General features: G+C 63.0%; 11 protein-coding genes. All 11 read left to right on the forward strand.

Annotated elements, in window-relative coordinates; all coding sequences use genetic code 11:
• The first annotated feature begins 239 nt into the window (after window positions 1-239).
• The 11 genes from NKI61_RS05975 (at window position 240) to NKI61_RS06025 (ending at window position 18387) form a co-directional block, all read left to right on the forward strand.
• On the forward strand, window positions 240-1217 hold the full coding sequence (locus tag NKI61_RS05975; RefSeq protein WP_081725578.1) for a sugar ABC transporter substrate-binding protein: 978 nt from the start codon (window positions 240-242) through the stop codon (window positions 1215-1217).
• A gap of 150 nt (window positions 1218-1367) precedes the next feature.
• On the forward strand, window positions 1368-2429 hold the full coding sequence (locus NKI61_RS05980) for an ABC transporter permease (RefSeq protein WP_023670725.1): 1062 nt from the start codon (window positions 1368-1370) through the stop codon (window positions 2427-2429).
• Entirely contained in the window at window positions 2426-3208 is a 783-nt protein-coding gene (locus NKI61_RS05985; protein ID WP_023670726.1) for an ATP-binding cassette domain-containing protein, read from the forward strand. The genes NKI61_RS05980 and NKI61_RS05985 overlap by 4 nt, the downstream gene beginning before the upstream one ends.
• 140 nt (window positions 3209-3348) lie before the next feature.
• Window positions 3349-5811, forward strand: coding sequence for a glycogen/starch/alpha-glucan phosphorylase (locus NKI61_RS05990; RefSeq protein WP_352824255.1), 2463 nt, complete (start codon window positions 3349-3351; stop codon window positions 5809-5811).
• A gap of 71 nt (window positions 5812-5882) precedes the next feature.
• A complete protein-coding gene (glgB, locus tag NKI61_RS05995; protein WP_023715697.1) occupies window positions 5883-8096 on the forward strand; it encodes a 1,4-alpha-glucan branching protein GlgB in 2214 nt (737 codons plus the stop codon).
• Window positions 8097-8179: 83 nt separating this feature from the next.
• Window positions 8180-9445: a glucose-1-phosphate adenylyltransferase gene (gene glgC / locus NKI61_RS06000; protein ID WP_023670729.1), complete on the forward strand. Its 1266-nt coding sequence runs from the start codon at window positions 8180-8182 to the stop codon at window positions 9443-9445.
• 19 nt (window positions 9446-9464) lie between these two features.
• The gene (gene glgA / locus NKI61_RS06005) at window positions 9465-10910 is read left to right on the forward strand and encodes a glycogen synthase GlgA (RefSeq protein WP_352839008.1); all 1446 of its coding nucleotides are present in this window, start codon (window positions 9465-9467) and stop codon (window positions 10908-10910) included.
• Window positions 10911-10913: 3 nt separating this feature from the next.
• The gene (locus NKI61_RS06010) at window positions 10914-12542 is read left to right on the forward strand and encodes an alpha-D-glucose phosphate-specific phosphoglucomutase (RefSeq protein ID WP_023732066.1); all 1629 of its coding nucleotides are present in this window, start codon (window positions 10914-10916) and stop codon (window positions 12540-12542) included.
• Window positions 12543-12699: 157 nt separating this feature from the next.
• Window positions 12700-14700 carry a glycogen debranching protein GlgX gene (gene glgX, locus NKI61_RS06015; RefSeq protein ID WP_023732065.1) on the forward strand — a complete coding sequence of 667 codons (2001 nt, stop codon included), beginning with the start codon at window positions 12700-12702 and terminating at the stop codon, window positions 14698-14700.
• On the forward strand, window positions 14700-16346 hold the full coding sequence (gene bglA / locus NKI61_RS06020; protein ID WP_023732064.1) for a beta-galactosidase BglA: 1647 nt from the start codon (window positions 14700-14702) through the stop codon (window positions 16344-16346). Before glgX ends, bglA begins: the two co-directional genes overlap by 1 nt.
• 448 nt (window positions 16347-16794) lie before the next feature.
• On the forward strand, window positions 16795-18387 hold the full coding sequence (locus tag NKI61_RS06025; protein ID WP_352839009.1) for a peptide ABC transporter substrate-binding protein: 1593 nt from the start codon (window positions 16795-16797) through the stop codon (window positions 18385-18387).
• Window positions 18388-18414: the final 27 nt, after the last annotated feature.

Consider the following 18414-nt stretch of genomic DNA (forward strand, 5'->3'; position numbering starts at 1 on the left):
TTACTGCTTTTGCGGCAGAATGAGTGAACCACGCAAAGCTGTCAATAATAAATAAGAGTGATTTAATTATTGACAGGCGGCTCCCGCTGGTGTCATTTGAGGGCGCGTCCACACTGGGAGAACTTCAGTGGATGCGCTCGAGATGCCGGTTGGCGGCATCCGCATGGTTCCATGGGAGGAAGATCGTGACCAAAGCATTATTGAAGTCCACCGTGTTCGCCGCGGCGGGCCTCGGCCTGATGGCGTTTGCTTCGACAGCATCGGCCGCCGGCGTCGGCGCCTGCCTGATCACCAAGACCGACACCAACCCCTTCTTCGTCAAGATGAAGGAGGGCGCGACCGCCAAGGCCAAGGAACTTGGCGTCGACCTCAAGACCTATGCCGGCAAGATCGACGGCGACAGCGAGAGCCAGGTGGCGGCGATCGAAAGCTGCATCGCCGACGGCGCCAAGGGCATCCTGATCACCGCGTCCGACACCAAGGGCATTGTGCCGACGGTGAAGAAGGCGCGTGACGCCGGCCTGCTGGTGATCGCGCTCGATACCCCGCTGGACCCGATCGATGCCGCCGACGCGACCTTCGCGACGGACAATCTGGAAGCCGGCAAGCTGATCGGCGCCTGGGCAGCCGCGACCCTCGGCGACAAGGCCAAGGACGCCAAGATCGGCTTCCTCGACCTGACCCCCTCACAGCCGACCGTGGATGTGCTGCGCGACCAGGGCTTCATGATGGGCTTCGGCATCGACGTGAAGGATCCCAACAAGATCGGCGATGAGGACGATGCCCGCATCGTCGGCCACGACGTCACCAACGGCAATGAAGAGGGCGGCCGCAAGGCGATGGAAAACCTTCTGCAGAAGGACAACTCCATCACAGTCATCCACACCATCAACGAGCCCGCCGCTGTCGGCGCCTACCAGGCGCTCAAGGCGGTCGGGCTCGAAAGCCAGGTGCTGATCGTCTCGGTCGATGGCGGCTGCCCCGGTGTGAAGTCGGTGACCGAAGGCGTCATTGGCGCCACCTCGCAGCAATACCCGCTGCAGATGGCGGCACTCGGCATCGAGGCGATCGCCGCCTTCGCCAAGGACGGCGCCAAGCCGAAGCCGACCGAAGGCAAGAACTTCTTCGACACCGGCGTCAACCTCGTCACCGACAAGCCGGCCAATGGCGTGAAGTCGATCGACACCAAGGAAGGCCTCGCCAAGTGCTGGGGCTGATGGCTGTCTGACAGCCAGCGACAAGCTGACGGCCGGGGGCTTGATCCCCGGCCGCTTCGGGTGGACGATGCGTCACGCGAATAATCCCGGCAGCAGACCGGACAGGCGCGAGCGGGTATCGGCATGGAGCTGAAGCCCAGGGGAGGAAACATGGCTCAAGCACAGGAATTCGAGAAGGTTCTCTCGAGCAGCGACACAAGCGTTGCCGCCTTTGACGAGCACAAATCGGCGGTCAAGCGGATCCAGCATTTCCTGCACTCCACGCCGGCGGCGGTGCCGCTGATTGTGCTGGTCCTGTCGATCGTAATTTTCGGCATCGCCATTGGCGGGCGTTTCTTCTCATCCTATACGCTGACGCTGATCCTGCAGCAGATCGCCATCGTCGGCATCCTCGGTGCCGCGCAGACACTGGTCATCCTGACCGCCGGCATCGACCTGTCGATCGGCGTGATCATGGTGATTTCGGCCGTGATCATGGGCAATTGCGCGGTCAGCTACGGCATGCCGGCCGTGCTCGCAGTGCCCATCGGGCTTGCCGCCGGCGCAGCCTGCGGTCTGCTTAACGGTTTGCTGGTCGCCTACATGAAGCTGCCGCCGTTCATCGTCACGCTCGGCACCTGGAACATCGTCATGGCGACCAACTTCATCTATTCGGCCAACGAGACGATCCGCGATACCGACGTCGACGCCCAGGCGCCGCTGCTGCATCTCTTTGCCCTGAGTTTCAAGATCGGCACGGCGGTGCTGACACTGGGCGTCATCGCCACGGTCGTGCTCGTTTTGATCCTCTGGTACGTGCTCAATCACACCGCCTGGGGCCGCCACGTCTACGCCGTTGGTGATGATCAGGAGGCGGCGAAGCTGTCTGGCATCCAGACCAAGAAGGTGTTGATGACGGTCTACACCCTTGCCGGGTTGATCGCAGCTTTCGCTGCCTGGGTTTCCATCGGCCGCAACGGCTCGATCTCACCGTCAGCCGCCGTCACCGACTACAACCTGCAGGCGATAACTGCGACGGTGATCGGCGGCATTTCACTGTTCGGCGGGCGCGGCTCAATTCTGGGCACGCTTTTCGGCGCGATGATCGTCGGTGTCGTCTCGATGGGCCTCAACATGCTGGGCGCCGATCCACAATGGAAGGTGCTGCTCACCGGTGTGCTGATCATCGGCGCCGTGGCGATCGACCAATGGATCAGAAAGGTTTCGGCATGACCGTGGAACCCATCCTCACCGCGCGCGGCCTGATCAAGCGCTATGGCCGTGTCACCGCCCTCGACAATGCCGACTTCGACCTCTACCCCGGCGAAATCCTGGCCGTCATCGGAGACAATGGCGCCGGCAAATCATCGCTGATCAAGGCGATTTCCGGCGCCGCCGTGCCCGACGAAGGCGAGATCCGTCTTGAAGGCAAGGCTGTCGCTTTTAAATCGCCCATGGAGGCGCGCGAGGCGGGCATCGAGACGGTCTACCAAAACCTGGCTTTGTCGCCGGCCCTGTCGATCGCCGACAACATGTTCCTCGGCCGCGAGATCCGCAAACCCGGCTTCCTCGGCGACTGGCTTCGCATGCTGGACCGGCCGGCAATGGAAAAGCGCGCCCGCGACAAGCTGACCGAGCTTGGCCTGATGACCATCCAGAACATCAGCCAGGCGGTGGAAACGCTGTCGGGCGGCCAGCGTCAGGGCGTGGCGGTGGCGCGCGCCGCCGCTTTCGGCAGCCGCGTGGTGATCATGGACGAGCCGACCGCGGCACTCGGCGTCAAGGAGAGCCGCCGCGTGCTGGAACTGATCCTCGATGTCAAGAAAAGAGGCCTGCCGATCGTGCTGATCTCGCACAACATGCCGCATGTCTTCGAAGTGGCCGACCGTATCCATATCCATCGGCTGGGACGTCGCCTCTGCGTCATCGATCCCAAGCAATATACCATGTCCGACGCCGTCGCCTTCATGACGGGAGCGAAGGTTCCGCCGGAGGCTGCACTCGCTGCCTGATCCGCTCGACGGATAAATTGCCGCAGGGGAACTGGCGGCATGCTGGTCTAAATCGATTGAACGTATGTTGCGATGCACTAGGATAGGCTGGGACTGAGAGCGAAAGCCGGTATGATCGCAGCACGATCACGAGAGGCAGTATGACGCGAACAATGACAGCCAAAGCCCCCGATCTCGAAATACCCGATCCCAAGACGCTGGCCGACGAAGTCTTGCTGGCTCTCAAATACCGGGTCGGCAAAGGCACCTCCGTTGCCACGCAATATGATTGGCTGACAGCCTCGATCAAGGTCGTGCGCGACCGCATCGTCGATCACTGGATGCAGGCGACGCAGGAGGCCTACGCCCAGCAGGAAAAGCGCGTCTATTACCTGTCGCTCGAATTCCTCATCGGCCGGCTGATGCGCGATGCCTTCTCCAATCTCGGCCTGATGGACAATATGCGAGAAGCGCTCAAGTCGCTGGGCGTCGACCTCGACCTCATCGCCGGGCTCGAACCGGATGCAGCGCTCGGCAATGGCGGTCTTGGCCGGCTCGCCGCCTGCTTCATGGAAAGCATGGCGACCGTCGACATTCCGGCCCACGGCTACGGCATTCGCTACGCCAACGGCATGTTCCGCCAGGAGATCCATGATGGCTGGCAGGTCGAACTGCCCGAAACCTGGCTCGACCACGGCAACCCCTGGGAGTTCGAGCGGCGGGAGCGTGCCTTCGAGGTCGGCTTCGGCGGCTCGGTGGAATCGATCACCTCCAAGGATGGCCGGCTGGAACGTCACGTCTGGAAGCCGACCGAGCATGTCCAGGCCGTCGCCTACGACACCCCGGTGGTTGGCTGGCGCGCCAACCGCGTGAACACGCTGCGGCTTTGGTCGGGCATGCCGGTCGATCCGATCCTGCTCGACAAGTTCAACGCCGGCGACCACATCGGCGCGCTGGCCGAAAGCAACAAGGCCGATGCCTTGTCGCGCGTGCTTTACCCCGCCGATTCCCACAAGGCCGGCCAGGAACTGCGGCTGCGGCAGGAATATTTCTTCTCCACCGCGTCGCTGCAGGACATCGTCCAGCGCCATCTCAGCCAGTATGGCGATCTCGCCTCGCTGCCCGACAAGGCAGCGATCCACCTCAATGACACCCATCCGGCGATCGCCGTGCCGGAGCTGATGCGCCTGCTGATGGACGTCCATGGCATGGATTTCGACCAGGCCTGGGACATCACCAAGCGCACCTTCGGCTACACCAACCACACGCTGCTACCCGAGGCGCTGGAAAGCTGGCCGGTGCCGCTGTTCGAACGGCTTTTGCCGCGCCATATGCAGATCGTCTACGCCATCAATGCGCAGGTTTTGCTTGAGGCCCGCGCCACCAACCAGTTTTCCAATGAGCAGATCAGCCGCATCTCGCTGATCCAGGAAAATGGCGACCGCCGCGTGCGCATGGGTAACCTGGCCTTTGTCGGCTCGCACTCGATCAATGGCGTGTCGGCGTTGCACACCGAGCTGATGAAGGAGACGGTGTTTGCCGATCTCCACAAGCTCTATCCCGATCGCATCAACAACAAGACCAACGGCATCACGCCACGCCGCTGGCTGATCCAGTGCAATCCAGGCCTCACCGCGCTCGCCCGCGCGGCGATCGGGGACCGTTTCCTCGACGACATCGACGCCATCAAGGGGCTCGAAGCCTTTGCCGGTGACGCCGCCTTCCGCGACAGGTTCGCCGCCGTCAAGCGCTCCAACAAGATCAAGCTCGCCAATCTGGTCGCCGACCGGCTCGGCATCAAGCTCGACCCGTCGGCGCTGTTCGACATCCAGGTCAAGCGCATCCACGAATACAAGCGCCAGCTGCTCAACATCCTGGAAGCGATCGCGCTCTACGACCAGATCCGCTCGCATCCCGAACAGGACTGGATGCCGCGCGTCAAATTCTTCGGCGGCAAAGCGGCGCCCAGCTACCACAATGCCAAGCTGATCATCAAACTGGCCAACGACGCCGCCAAGGTCATCAACAGCGACCCGTCGGTGCGCGGCCTGCTGAAAGTGGTGTTCGTGCCGAACTACAATGTCAGCCTGGCCGAGGTGATGATGCCGGCCGCCGACCTGTCCGAGCAGATTTCGACTGCCGGCATGGAGGCGTCGGGCACCGGCAACATGAAGTTCGCGCTGAACGGCGCCTTGACCATAGGCACGCTCGACGGCGCCAATGTCGAGATCAAGGAATGCGTCGGCGACGACAACATCTTCATCTTCGGCCTGAGCACGGCGGAAGTCGCCGAGCGGCGCAGCAATGGCTACAACCCGCGCGCCGTGATCGAGGGCTCCCCTGAATTGGCGCAGGCTGTTGCCGCAGTATCGTCGGGCGTGTTCTCGCCCGACCAGCCGGATCGCTACCGCGAGCTGGTCGACGGTCTTTACAACAGCGACTGGTTCATGGTGGCGGCGGATTTCGACGCCTATGCCGCCGCCCAGCGCGATGTCGACGCCGTCTGGCGCAACAGCCCCGATTGGTACGCGCGCGCTATCCGCAACGTTGCCCGCGTCGGCTGGTTCTCTTCCGATCGCACGATCCGCCAATATGCGAAAGAAATCTGGAACGTGCCCGCCTGATATGATTGCATGAGGCCACGAGCAACGGGTCTTGTGCACAAGAACTGGTTCCCAGGGAGGGACACCGCCTGATGAAGAAACCGCGCGCGACCGCGACGACGAGCGGGTCGGACGGGCTGGCGTCAGCCGGCGATGTCGCCGCAATTGTTGCAGGCACGCATGGCGATCCTTTTGCAATCCTGGGCGTGCATGATGCCGGCAAGAGCCTGGTTGCCCGCTGCTTCGTCCCCAATGCCGAGTTCGTCACCGCATACACGCTGGCCGGCAAGAACGCCGGCGAACTCACGCGGCGCGACGACGCCGGTTTCTTCGAAGGCAGACTGTCGATCAAGAAGCGTCAGCCGCTGCGCTATCACGCCAAAAATGCCGGCGGCGACTGGTGGCTGACCGATCCCTATTCCTTCGGCCCGGTGCTCGGCCCGATGGACGATTACTATATCGCGCAAGGGTCGCACCTCAGGCTGTTCGACAAGCTCGGCGCCCATCTCCTCGACCATGAAGGCGCGTCGGGCGTCCATTTCGCCGTCTGGGCGCCCAATGCAAGGCGCGTCTCCGTAGTCGGCGACTTCAACGAATGGGACGGCCGCCGCCATACGATGCGCGACCGCCGCGACACCGGCATCTGGGAACTGTTCATTCCCGATATCGGCGCCGGCCACCCCTATAAATACGAGATCATTGCCCCGGACGGCGTGCGCCTGCCGCTCAAGGCCGATCCGTTCGCCTTCAAGTCTGAACTACGCCCGGCCACAGCATCGGTGACGGCGGTGCCGCCGGCGCATGAATGGGGCGACGAGGCGCATCGCAATTACTGGCGAAAGGCCGATCCGCGGCGCGAAGCCATATCGATCTACGAGGTCCATGCCGGTTCGTGGCAGCAGCACGATGATGGCAGCTTCCTGTCATGGGACGAACTCGCCAACCAGCTCATCCCCTATGCTGTCGAGACCGGCTTCACCCATATCGAGTTCCTGCCGATCTCCGAACATCCCTATGACCCGTCATGGGGTTATCAGACAACCGGACTTTATGCCCCCTCGGCGCGCTTCGGCGACCCCGACGGCTTCGCGCGTTTCGTCGACGGTGCGCACCGCGCCGGCGTCGGCGTCATCCTCGACTGGGTGCCGGCGCATTTCCCGGTCGACGCGCATGGCCTGGCCAATTTCGACGGCACGGCGCTCTATGAGCATGCCGATCCGCGCAAGGGTTTTCATCCCGACTGGAACACCGCGATCTATAATTTCGGCCGCCGCGAGGTGGTGTCGTTCCTCGTCAACAACGCGCTGTTCTGGGCCGAGAAATACCATGTCGACGGTTTGCGCGTCGATGCGGTGGCCTCGATGCTCTACCTCGATTATTCGCGCAAGGCCGGCGAATGGATCCCCAACGAGAAGGGCGGCCGCGAAAACCTCGAAGCGGTGTCCTTCCTGCAGAAGATGAACAAGGAGGTCTACGGCCACCATCCCGGCGTCATGACCATCGCCGAGGAATCGACCTCATGGCCGAAGGTCTCGGCGCCGGTGCATGAAGGCGGGCTGGGCTTCGGCTTCAAATGGAACATGGGCTTTATGCACGACACGCTGGAGTATTTCGCCAGGGAGCCGATCTTCCGCAAGCACCACCACAACGACCTGACGTTCGGATTGACCTACGCTTTCTCCGAGAATTTCGTGCTGCCGCTGTCCCATGACGAGGTCGTGCACGGCAAGGGCACGCTGCTCGGCAAGATGGCCGGCGACGACTGGCAGAAGTTCGCGACTTTGCGCGCCTTTTACGCCTTCATGTGGGGGTATCCCGGCAAGAAGCTGTTGTTCATGGGCCAGGAATTCGCCCAGCGCCGCGAGTGGAGCGAGGCGCGTGCGCTCGACTGGAACCTGCTCGACTTCCACCCGCATCGCGGCGTCTGGCAGACGGTGCGCGATCTCAACTATCTCTATCGCTCGCGCCCGGCGCTGCATGCACGCGACTGCGAGCCGGACGGCTTCTCCTGGCTGATCGTCGACGACAAGGAAAACTCGGTCTTCGCCTGGCTGCGCAGCGCGCCCGGCGGCAACCCGATCGCCGTCATTTCCAACTTCACGCCAGTGCCGCGCGACAATTATCGCGTGCCATTGCCCAAGGTCGGCAAATGGCGCGAAATCATCAACACCGACGCTTCGGACTACGGTGGTTCGGGCAAGGGCAATGGCGGTGTGGTCGAAGCCAGGGCGGAAGGAGGAGGCATTTCGGCAACGATGCTTTTGCCGCCGCTGTCGACGATCATGCTTGAACTCGTTGCGGACTAGGTCCGTCAACTCGTTTCGGATTAGGTCCGTCGACTCGTTGCGGACCGGGCGATGCTCCAGACTGGTAATTTGGGAGGGTAAAAATGGCAGACTTGAAGAGAACCCAGCCGCTGGCGCGCGATGCCATGGCCTATGTGCTGGCCGGCGGCCGCGGCAGCCGGCTCAAGGAATTGACCGACCGCAGGGCCAAGCCGGCTGTCTATTTCGGCGGCAAGACGCGCATCATCGATTTCGCGCTGTCCAATGCGCTGAATTCCGGCATCCGCCGCCTCGGTGTCGCCACCCAGTACAAGGCGCATTCGCTGATCCGCCACCTGCAGCGCGGCTGGAACTTCCTGCGGCCGGAGCGAAACGAAAGCTTCGACATCCTGCCGGCCAGCCAGCGTGTCTCGGAAACCCAGTGGTATGAAGGCACCGCCGACGCCGTCTACCAGAACATCGATATTATCGAAGCCTATGGCCCCGAATACATGGTCATCCTCGCCGGCGACCACATCTACAAGATGGACTACGAGCTGATGCTGCGTCAGCACGTCGACGCCAATGCCGACGTCACCGTCGGTTGCCTCGAAGTGCCGCGCATGGAAGCGACCGGCTTCGGTGTCATGCATGTCGACGGCAAGGACAACATCATCGCGTTCGTCGAAAAGCCCGCCGACCCGCCCGGCATTCCCGACAAGCCGGAATTCGCGCTGGCTTCGATGGGCATCTATGTCTTCAAGACCAAGTTCCTGATGGAGCAGCTGCGCCGCGATGCCGCCGAGCCGGGTTCAAGCCGCGACTTCGGCAAGGACATCATCCCCTACATCGTACAGCACGGTAAGGCGATCGCGCACCGTTTCGCCAAGTCCTGCGTGCGCTCGACGGCCGAGAACGAAGCCTATTGGCGCGATGTCGGCACGGTCGACGCCTACTGGGAAGCCAATATCGACCTGACCGACATCACTCCCGAACTCGACCTCTACGACCGCGACTGGCCGATCTGGACCTATGCCGAATTGAAGCCGCCGGCAAAGTTCGTGCATGACGAGGATGGCCGGCGCGGTTCGGCCGTCTCCTCGCTGGTCTCAGGCGATTGCATCGTCTCGGGTGCTTCGCTGAAGCGCAGCCTGATCTTCACCGGCGCGCGCATCAACTCCTATTCGACGCTGGAAGAGGTCGTCATGCTGCCCGACGTTCATGTCGGCCGGAACGCAAAGTTGAAGCGCGTCGTCATCGACCACGGTGTAAGGATACCGGAAGGGCTGGTGGTTGGCGAAGACCCTGTTCTCGACGCCAAGCGTTTCCGGGTTTCGGAAAAGGGCATCTGCCTGGTCACGCAGGACATGATCGACAAGCTGAAGCTGTAAGACGGGGTACCATAAACGCATGCAGGTTCTGTCGGTCACGCCCGAGATATTCCCGCTGATCAAGACCGGCGGACTTGCCGACGTGACCGGCGCATTGCCGATCGCGCTGGCCGCCAAGGGCGTGACCATGCGCACGCTCATCCCCGGCTTTCCCCAGGTGATGGACGCCTTCAAGAAAAAGAAGGCTGTCTACCAATACCCGCTGCTGCAGGGCGGCAAGGCTTCGGTCCATGCCGTCAAGATCGCCGGGCTCGACCTGTTCGTGCTCGACGCGCCGCATCTCTACGACCGTCCCGGCGGCCCTTACGGCAATGCGGCCGGCGCCGATTGGCCCGACAATTGGCGGCGTTTTGCTGCGCTGAGCCAGGTCGGTGGCGATATCGCCGGCGGCGCCATTTCCGGCTACCAGCCGGATCTCGTCCACGCCCATGACTGGCAGTCGGCGATGACGCTGGCCTATATGCGCTACGGCAAGGCGGTCGGCGTGCCGTCGCTGATCACGGTTCACAACCTTGCCTTCCAGGGTCAGTTCGGCGCCGGCATTTTTGGCGAGCTCGGCTTGCCGGCCGCGGCGATGGCGCTTGACGGCGTCGAATATTATGGCGGCGTCGGCTTCCTCAAGGCCGGCCTGCAGGCGGCCTGGGCGATCACCACGGTGAGCCCCACCTATGCCCAGGAAATCCGCTCGCCGGAATTCGGCATGGGCCTCGACGGCCTGATCAACATGCGCTCTTCCGACCTCTACGGCATCGTCAACGGCATCGACACCGACATCTGGAACCCGGAGACCGACAAGCATCTGGTGTCGGCCTACTCCGCCGCGACGCTCAAGGCTCGGCTTCCCAACCGGGCGGTTGTCGAGGGCCGCTTCAGCCTCGAGCGCGATGACAGTCCGATCGTCTGCGTCGTCAGCCGGCTGACCTGGCAGAAGGGCATGGACATACTGGCGGCTGTGGTCGACGGCGTCGTCGCCACCGGCGCGCGGCTGGCGATCCTCGGCTCAGGCGACGCCGGCCTGGAAGGCGCGCTGCTGGCTGCCACCGCCCGCCATCGCGGCCGTGTCGGCGTCGTCGTCGGCTATGACGAGGGGCTTTCCCACACCATGCAGGGCGGCTGCGACGCCATCGTCATCCCGTCGCGCTTCGAGCCTTGCGGGCTGACCCAGCTTTACGGCCTACGCTATGGCTGCGTGCCGGTCGTCGCCCGCACCGGCGGCCTTGCCGACACCATCATCGACGCCAATGAAGCAGCGATCTCGGCCGGTGTCGCCACCGGCTTCCAGTTCGCGCCCAATAGTGGCGGCGCCATGCTGCACGCCATCCGCCGGCTGGTCGATGCGCATTCGAGCCCGGCCGTCTGGGAACAGATCCAGCGCCAGGGCATGAAGGCCGATGTCTCCTGGGACAAGAGCGCCGACAAATACGTTGAACTCTACCGCCTGCTGCTTTCGAAAAGGGTTGCCTGAAGCATGATCCGGACCGTCGCCACCAAACCCTATCTCGACCAGAAACCCGGCACGTCCGGCCTGCGCAAGAAGGTGCCTGTCTTTCAGCAGGAGCACTATGCCGAGAACTTCATCCAGTCGATCTTCGACGCGCTGGAGGGCTTTGAGGGCAAGACGCTGGTGATCGGCGGCGACGGCCGCTTCTACAACCGCGAGGTCATCCAGAAGGCCATCGCCATGGCGGCGGCCAACGGCTTCGGCAAGGTGATGGTCGGGCAGGGCGGCATATTGTCGACGCCGGCGGCGTCGCATGTCATCCGCAAATACAAGACCTTCGGCGGCATCATCCTGTCGGCCAGTCACAATCCGGGCGGCCCGCACGAGGATTTCGGCATCAAGTACAATGCCGGCAATGGCGGCCCGGCGCCGGAAAAGCTGACCGACGCGATCTTCGAAAAGACCAAGACGATTTCGAGCTTCAAGACCGTTGACATCGACCAGATCGACATCGACAAGATCGGCACGGTGACCGCCGGCGGCATGGCGGTCGAGATTATCGACCCGGTCACCGACTATGCCGAATTGATGGAGAGCCTGTTCGACTTCGACGCCATCCGCGCCAATTTCAAATACGGCTTCCGCATGCGCTTCGACGCCATGCATGCGGTCACCGGCCCGTATGCCAAGGAAATCCTCGAGCGCCGGCTCGGCGCGGAGAATGGCACCTGCCGCAACTACAAGCCGCTGCCGGATTTTGGCGGCCATCACCCGGATCCGAACCTGGTCCACGCCAAGCATCTCTATGACGAGATGATGGGACCGGATGCGCCCGATTTCGGCGCCGCTTCCGACGGCGACGGTGACCGCAATCTCATCATCGGCAAGGGTATTTTCGTCACCCCGTCGGATTCGGTGGCCATGCTTGCCGCCAATGCGCAATTGGCGCCGGGCTACAAGGACGGCCTCAAAGGCATCGCCCGCTCGATGCCGACCAGCGGCGCTGCCGACCGCGTCGCCGAACAGCTCGGCATCGGCATCTACGAGACGCCGACCGGTTGGAAGTTCTTCGGCAATCTGCTCGATGCCGGCATGGCAACGATCTGCGGCGAGGAAAGCGCCGGCACCGGCTCGAACCATGTCCGTGAAAAGGACGGGCTGTGGGCGGTGCTGTTGTGGCTGAACATCCTGGCCGTGCGCGGCGAAAGCTGCAAGGACGTCGTCACCGAACATTGGGCGACCTACGGCCGCAATTACTATTCACGTCATGACTATGAGGAGGTCGAAACCGAGCGCGCCAACGCCCTGGTCGACGAGTTGCGCGCCAAGCTCGCTTCGCTGCCCGGCACCAGCGTGCGCGGACTGAAGATCGCCAATGCCGACGACTTCGCCTATCACGATCCCGTCGACGGTTCGGTGAGCAAGAACCAGGGCATCCGCATCCTGTTCGAAGGCGGCTCGCGTGTCGTGTTTCGTTTGTCCGGCACCGGCACGTCGGGTGCTACGCTGCGCGTCTACATCGAGCGCTACGAGCCGGACAGAGCGCGGCATGATCTCGACACGCAAGAGGCGCTCGCTGACCTGATCGCGGCTGCCGATGATATCGCCGGGATCAAGAGCCACACCGGGCGCAACAAGCCGAGCGTGATTACTTGAGGGTGGTGACGTCTTTACCCTCCCCCTTGTGGGGAGGGTCGATCCGCGCAGCGGATCGGGTTGGGGGTGCTCGTAAAGCGCTTTCCCCGCGCCGACCCCCACCCCGCTCACTTCGTTCGCGACCCTCCCCACAAGGGGGAGGGTGGAGGATGCGCCGATGACCCAACTCGGCGCAACGGTCACTCCCGAAGGCATCCGTTTTGCCGCCTGGTCGTCCTCGGCGCGGCGGCTCTGGGTGTCGATCTTCGACGACACTGGCGCCCACGAAATCGACCGGCTCGAACTCCAGCCGGAAAGCGAGGGCGTCCATGCGCTGTTCGTCGCCGGCCTTGCCGCGGGTACGCGCTACGGCTTTCGCGCCGACGGCGAATATGCGCCGGTGCGCGGGCTGTGGTTCGATCCCGACAAGCTGCTCACCGATCCCTACGCCGTCGAAATCGACCGGCCCTACCAGCATCATTGGCGGCTTGCCGCCCGGCGCAACGAAGGCGCCGACACCGCGCCACTGATGCCGAAGACCATCGCGCGGGCTCAACCGAAGCCGCTGCCGGCCAAGCCGCCTTTGTTCCAGCCAGGCGGCCTGATCTACGAACTCAACGTCCGCTCCTTCACCAGGCTGCATCTGGACGTACCGGAAGCGCAGCGCGGCACCATTGCCGCACTTGCGCATCCGGCCATCCTCGAACACCTCAGAAAGATCGGCGTCTCCGCCGTTGAGCTAATGCCCGTGACGGCATGGATCGATGAGCGCCATCTACCGCCGCTCGGCCTCAGCAACGCATGGGGCTACAACCCAGTCACCTTCATGGCGCTCGATCCGCGGCTGGCGCCGGGCGGCCTCGCCGAATTGCGTGATACGGTGGGGGTGCTGCGCAAGGCTGGCATTGGCACCATCCTCGATCTCGTCTTCAATCATACCGGCGAAAGTGACCGGCTCGGGCCGACGCTGTCGCTGCGCGGCCTCGACAATCAAGCCTACTACCGCAGCGAGCCGGACGGCAGGTTGGTCAACGATACCGGCACCGGCAATACCATCGCCTGCGACCATCCGGTCGTTCGCGACATGGTACTCGACACGCTGCGCCATTTCGTCCGCCAAGCCGGCGTCGACGGTTTCCGCTTCGACCTGGCGCCGGTCCTCGGTCGCGTCGATGGCGCATTCGATCCGGCAGCCCCGTTGCTCGAAACCATCGCAACCGATCCCATCCTTGCCGACAGGGTGCTGATCGCCGAGCCCTGGGACATCGGCCCGAATGGCTATCAGCTCGGCAATTTCCGGCCGCCTTACCTCGAATGGAACGACCGCTACCGCGACGACGTCAGGCGCTTCTGGCGCGGCGATGCCGGCACGGTCGGTGCGCTGGCGACAAGGCTCGCCGGCTCCTCCGATGTGTTCGGCAGGGAGGGCCAATCCGCCAGCCGCACGGTCAACTTCATCGCCGCGCACGATGGCATGACGCTGGCCGATATCGTCGCTTATGAAGCCAAGCACAACCAAGCCAATGGCGAGAAGAACCGCGACGGCCACAATGAGAACCTGTCCTGGAACAACGGCGTCGAGGGCGAAACCTCGGACAAGGTGATTGCCGAGGCCCGTTCCCATGATCGCTTCGCGCTGCTCGCCACTCTGTTTGCCTCGCGCGGCACCATCATGCTGACGGCCGGCGATGAATTCGGCCGCACGCAAGGGGGCAACAACAACGCCTATGCGCAGGACAACGCCATCACCTGGCTCGACTGGGCCGGGCGCGACGTCGGGCTGGAAGCCCATGTGTCGGCGCTCGCAGCTCTGCGCGGCGCGGTGCCGGCGCTTTCCGATACGCGCTTCCTGACCGGAGAGCCGCCGGACGGTTCTGATGTGCCCGACGTCGCCTGGCTGACCGAGACCGGCGCGCTGCTCAGCGAAGCCGACTGGAACGATGGCTCGCGCCATCGCCTCGTCATGCTGCTCGGCGATGGCGGGGAAGGCCGCCTGGCTGTGATCGTCAATGGCGATCGCCGCCAATGCGTCTTCACGCTGCCCGCGCGGCAAGGGTTTGAATGGCAGCCGGCTGTTGAAGCGCAAGCGGTCGACCTCGCGTGGCCGCTGCCCGGCCGCAGTGTCAGTTTCATGATCGAGCGCCGGACCGCAAAGGCCCGCGCCAGGAAGGGTCCGTGATGGCCGACGACAATGCCCAGCCGGGACCCGAACAGAGCGCCGACTGGTGGCGCGGCTGCGTCATCTACCAGATCTATCCTCGCTCGTTCCAGGACACCACCGGCGACGGCAGCGGCGACCTCTCAGGCATCACCTCACGGCTGGCGCACGTCGCCTCGCTCGGCGTCGACGCCGTCTGGCTGTCGCCCTTCTTCAAATCGCCAATGGCCGATATGGGCTACGACGTCTCCGACTATCAGGCGGTCGATCCGATGTTCGGCACGCTCGACGACTTTGACGCGCTGGTTGCCGAGGCGCACAGGCTCGGCCTGAAGGTGATCATCGATCAGGTGTTGTCGCACTCCTCCGACAAGCACGAATGGTTTGTAGAGAGCCGTGCCAGCAAGGATAATCCCAAGGCTGACTGGTATGTCTGGGCCGACACCAGGCCGGACGGCAACGCGCCCAACAACTGGCTGTCGGTCTTCGGCGGCCCGGCCTGGGAGTGGGACGCGACCCGCCGGCAATACTACATGCACAATTTCCTCGCCTCGCAGCCGGACCTCAACTTCCACAATCCTGAGGTTCAAGACGCGTTGTTGCAGACGGTGCGGTTCTGGCTCGAGCGCGGCGTCGACGGCTTCCGCCTGGATACGGTCAACTACTATGTCCACGACCGCTGGCTGCGCAGCAATCCGCCGCTGGCGTCGAGCGTCGCCGGCACCAATGGCGAAACCAACACCTATCTCTTCCAGGAGCATCTGTTCGACAAGACGCAACCGGAAAACCTCGGTTTCCTCAGGCGCTTCCGCGCTTTGCTCGACGAATATGACGGCCGCGCCAGTGTCGGCGAGGTCGGCGACGAAGGCCGTTCGCTGCAGACGCTGGCCGCCTACACATCCGGCGGCGACAAGCTCAACATGTGCTACACCTTCGACCTGCTCGGTCAGCAATTCTCAGCCGCCCATGTGCGCGGATGCGTCGAGGCCTTCGAGGCAGCTGTCGCCGACGGCTGGGTCTGCTGGGCGTTCTCCAACCACGATGTCGTGCGCCATGTCAGCCGCTGGACGCGGCCGGGCGGCGATCCAGATGCGGTGGCGACATTCGCTATCGCTTTGCTCTCCTGCCTGCGGGGCTCGATCTGTCTCTACCAAGGCGAAGAGCTTGGGCTGGAGGAGGCGGAACTGACCTTCGAGGATCTGCGCGATCCCGTCGGCATCCGTTTCTGGCCGGGGGTAAAGGGCAGGGACGGCTGCCGCACACCGATGGTCTGGGAAGCGGGCGCCGACAATGCCGGTTTTTCCTCGGGAAAACCCTGGCTGCCGGTGCCGGAAAGCCACCGCGCTCGGGCGGTCGATATCCAGAACGCCGACGACAAGTCCGTGCTCGCCGGCTACCGGACGATGCTCGCCTTGCGCAAGGCGCATCTGGCGCTGGTCAAGGGCCCGATCCGCTTTCTCGATACCGACGGCGATGTCCTTGCCTTCATCCGGCAGGGCGAGGACGAGATATTGCTCTGCGTCTTCAATTTCGCCGACAAGCCGGCCGACTGGCGGCTGCCGGATCTCCAGCTTGTCGAGGCGATCGCTCTGGGTGGCGGTGCCGTCCTGCAGGAGGAGGGGCTGTCGCTGCAGGCCCTGGGCTGGTTTGTCGGCAAGGTAGGCTGATCTTTCAGGGACGCCGTCCGGCGTAAACAAAGATCGTGTCCGCATGCAACCATGCCGAGCGATCCGTGCAACGCCACCGGCGCCACGTTTTTCATTTTCGGGCTTCTTCGGTACTTTCGTCGAGCTTGGCCACGAACGGCATTCCTGAAATGTTTCCAGATGGTTGCGCTAATGACAACTGCTGAGGGCAAAACCCAAAATTCAGGACAACCACAAGCTGCACCCAATTGGACCTTGTAATATAGATTAGCTATGGCTGGTTTAGGGTGAGGATGCTCACTTAGCGTCAAGCAAGACTCGGTTGAAATAATATTTCCGTCTGTCTAGTCTCCTGCCACCAGCTGCCGGAACGGGAACCGGCGGCGCGCTCGAAGGGGCCAGAAATCGGTTCCGGGGCGTCAACACTCGTAAGGCGCAGCCGATGGGCAGCGCCACAGGGAGAGACTTCATGCTGAAAAATATGCTGAAGGCGACGCTTGTCGCCGCGACCATGACCTTTGCCGCAGGCACGTTCCTGACGCCGGCCCTTGCCGAGACCGTCTATAACAGAGGCAGCGCCGCCGAAGCGGAGACGGTCGATCCGCACAAGACCTCGACCGTCTACGAAGCCGATATCATACGCGACCTGTTCCAGGGACTGGTCATGCACGATCAGAAGACGAACCTCATCCCGGGCGCCGCCGAAAGCTGGACGGTATCGGATGACGGCACCGTCTACACCTTCAAGCTGCGCAAGGACGGCTTGTGGTCGGATGGCAGCCCGGTGACGGCGGACGACTTCGTCTATTCCTTCCGTAGGCTGGAGGATCCGGCGACCGCCGCTGAATACGCTTCCATGCTCTATCCCGTGAAGAACGCCGAGGAAGTCAACACCAAGAAAGGCAAGCCCGAGGACATGGGCGTCAAGGCGATCGACGCCAACACCCTGGAAGTGACGCTGAAGGCGCCGACGCCATACTTCCTGGAGATGCTGACCCACCAAGCTACCTATCCGGTCAACAAGGCCTCGATCGACAAGCTCGGCGCCGACTGGATCAAGGCGGGCAATCTCGTTTCGAACGGCGCCTATACATTGGCCGAGTGGATTCCCAACGACCACATGAAGCTGGTCAAGAATCCGAAATTCTGGGAGGCCGCGACGGTCAAGATGGACGTCGTCAACTACATCCCGACCGAAGACCGCTCTTCGGCGATGAAGCGCTTCGAGGCAGGCGAACTCGACAGCTACGGCGACCTGCCGACCGAACAGCTCGCTGACCTCAAGACCAAGTTCGGCGATCAGGTCCGCGTCGGACCGTATCTCGGCACCTATTATTACGCGATCAAGACCGACAAGGCGCCCTGGGACAATGTCGAGCTGCGCAACGCCATCTCGATGGCGATCGACCGCGACTTCCTGGCCGAAAAGGTCTGGCAGAATTCCATGCTGCCCGGCTATTCGATGGTGCCTCCGGGCATCGCCGGCTACACGCCGGCAATGGCCAAATACGCCGACATGCCGCAGATCGACCGCGAGGACGCCGCCAAGAAGATCCTTGAGAAACTCGGCTATACGCCCGAGCATCCGCTGAAGATGGAGATCCGCTACAACACCTCGGAAAACCACAAGAACACCGCGGTTGCCATCCAGGAACAGTTGAAGCCGCTTGGCGTCGAGATCACGCTGCTCAACACCGATACCAAGACCCACTATTCCTTCCTCGAGCAAAAGGGCAACTACGACGTGGCGCGTGCCGCCTGGATCGCCGACTACAAGGATCCCGAGACCTTCCTCGGCATCACCCGCAAGGCCAGCGGCAACAACTATTCGAGCTACGTCAGCCCGGCATATGAGGCGGCCATGGACAAGGCCGCGGCTGCCGGCGGCAAGCCGGAAGAGCGCATGAAGGACCTCACCGAGGCCGAGCGCATCCTTGTCGATGACGTTGGCAACATTCCGCTTCTCTATTACAGCTTCCACGATATCGTTTCCTCGAAGCTGCATGGCTTCGATGACAATGTGATGGACATCCATCCGTCCCGCTTCGTCTCCAAGGACTGATAATCATCCTGGACTGGACCGCCGCGC

Origin of the sequence: Mesorhizobium sp. M0514, assembly GCF_040321145.1 — a bacterium.
GTDB lineage: Bacteria > Pseudomonadota > Alphaproteobacteria > Rhizobiales > Rhizobiaceae > Mesorhizobium.